We start from the raw sequence: 1825 nt of genomic DNA, 5'->3' as shown, positions 1-1825 counted from the left end.
GATCCAGGCCGACTGTTGTAACCTTCATGCGGATGGCTCCTCTCGCAGCAGACAATGACATCTGCACTATGGCGCATTGCGACGCCGATGGAGCAGGAGCCATCCACTCCATCAGGTATGGGGAAGCCGCGCTGCGGCAACCGTGATCCTTGCCAATGACCGCAGAGGGCCGGCTCTGCCTGGAAGCCCCACTCACCTGGGCGGTCGGCACGCCGCACCGCCGCATGACCGGTTCGAGCCCTAAAACTACCGTTATGCAGTCGGACGCCGAGCCACCGCGAGAAGGGCGCCGAAGGCGATCATGGTGCTGCCGCTAATACGATTGATCCAGCGCAGACCGTGCGCATTGCGCATCACCCCTGAAAGCCGGGTTCCGGCATAGGCGTAAAGAGCGATGGCCAGCAGTTCGAGTGTCAGAAAAACGGCCCCGAGGATCATGAAGCTCCCCCAGTAATTCGCCGGAGCCACAAACTGCGGGAAGAACGCCGTGAATATCAGAATGGCTTTCGGGTTTCCGATCGCGACCAGAAACTCCTGTCGGATGAACCCACAGACGCCGTTTTTGACAAGTTCTTGATTTTCCGAGGGAAGCTCTGACTTGGAGCGCAGGATCTTGATTCCGAGCCAGACAAGGTAGGCCGCGCCCAGAAGCTTCACGACCGTAAACGCGATCTCGGATGCCATGAGCAATGCGCCCATACCAAGCGCGGCCACGGAAATCATCATGATGAAGGCGACAAGGCGGCCAGCCGCAGCGACAAGAGCTGCCCGCAGGCCATGCCGCGCGCCAATGGTCATCGAGAGCAGGTTGTTCGGCCCGAACGCCATGTTCAGCGCAAAACAGGCGGGTACAAACAGGAGAAGGGTTTCCAAAGGCATTGCGTCACCATCAGCTTTTTCAGGACCATGCCTTGAATTTCTGCGCGTTGTCTATGGCCGGTTCGGTGAACTGTATCGCCGCGTAGACCGGCCGGATGAATGTCCGGAGAGGCCGTCTCTGCCGGGGCGGGCCCACTCGCCTGGGTGTCCAGCACGCCGCGTTGCCGCATGACGGCTCCGAGCCCCGAATGACTGATGCTGCAACCTGCGCGAAGGACCGCCTTCAAGATGGGGCGAAGTGCGGTGAATTGTACCCGTCAGCAAGGTGTGCCTTGATGAAATCGAAGTCGCCAGCGACCGCCTTCTTTGACCCAGAGCGACGAGCGGCGTCCGACTTCGACTTCATCACCATATCTTACCTCACTCGTGTAAGTCGCAAGAGCCACATCGCCAGAGACCAACTGCACCGAATAGTCGGGCAGAGGTAAAGATGCTCTGATTTCGGCATTTTGATCGGGATCAAACAGCATTTCCGCCCGTTCATATCGGCGTCCCGATCTACCGAACTCCACGAAGTCCGAAGAAAATGTCTGATCCATTAGTACCGGATCAAAGCGTGTTTCGGCCCGCCAAAGCGTTTCTTCCAACGCCATCAGTGTGGCTCTGTCTTTTGATGATAAAGTCACCAGACTCCACCCCATCGAAATTTTACAGCGCGAGGGTTCCAGATGAATGCAGACATATCAATCCGAATGTCCAACGACGGCTCTGTCCCGCTGAACTGACCCTAGCGTGCCAGACCTTGCTGCAAGATGCCACGGATGGCCGGTTTGGGGAAGCTGCGCTGCAGGGGACCCAGCTTGGCGAAGGTCAGGATAGGGCCGAGGCTGTGTGGAAACGGGCCGGCAAGGGCTGTCGGCTGCTGACCGGCTAGGTTCTTCGCTTTCAGCAGCCTCAGACACCGCCCAGCGGATACGGCGGCCTGCTAAGCCTTTGTAGGCAGTGC

General features: G+C 58.6%; 2 protein-coding genes. Both read right to left on the bottom strand.

Annotation, left to right across the window (positions count from 1 at the left end; all coding sequences use genetic code 11):
* Positions 1-252: 252 nt before the first annotated feature.
* Complete coding sequence (locus KM176_RS24695; protein WP_160897341.1) at positions 253-879, bottom strand: LysE family translocator; 627 nt, start codon at positions 877-879, stop codon at positions 253-255.
* Between the two features lie 257 nt (positions 880-1136).
* Positions 1137-1472, bottom strand: coding sequence for a nuclear transport factor 2 family protein (locus KM176_RS24690; protein WP_160897340.1), 336 nt, complete (start codon positions 1470-1472; stop codon positions 1137-1139).
* Between the last annotated feature and the right edge of the window lie 353 nt (positions 1473-1825).

Source organism: Pseudooceanicola endophyticus, assembly GCF_018760365.1.
Classification (GTDB): Bacteria; Pseudomonadota; Alphaproteobacteria; order Rhodobacterales; family Rhodobacteraceae; genus Pseudooceanicola; species Pseudooceanicola endophyticus.
Note: the sequence above shows the minus strand (reverse complement) of the source record. Positions and strands in the feature narration are given on the sequence as shown.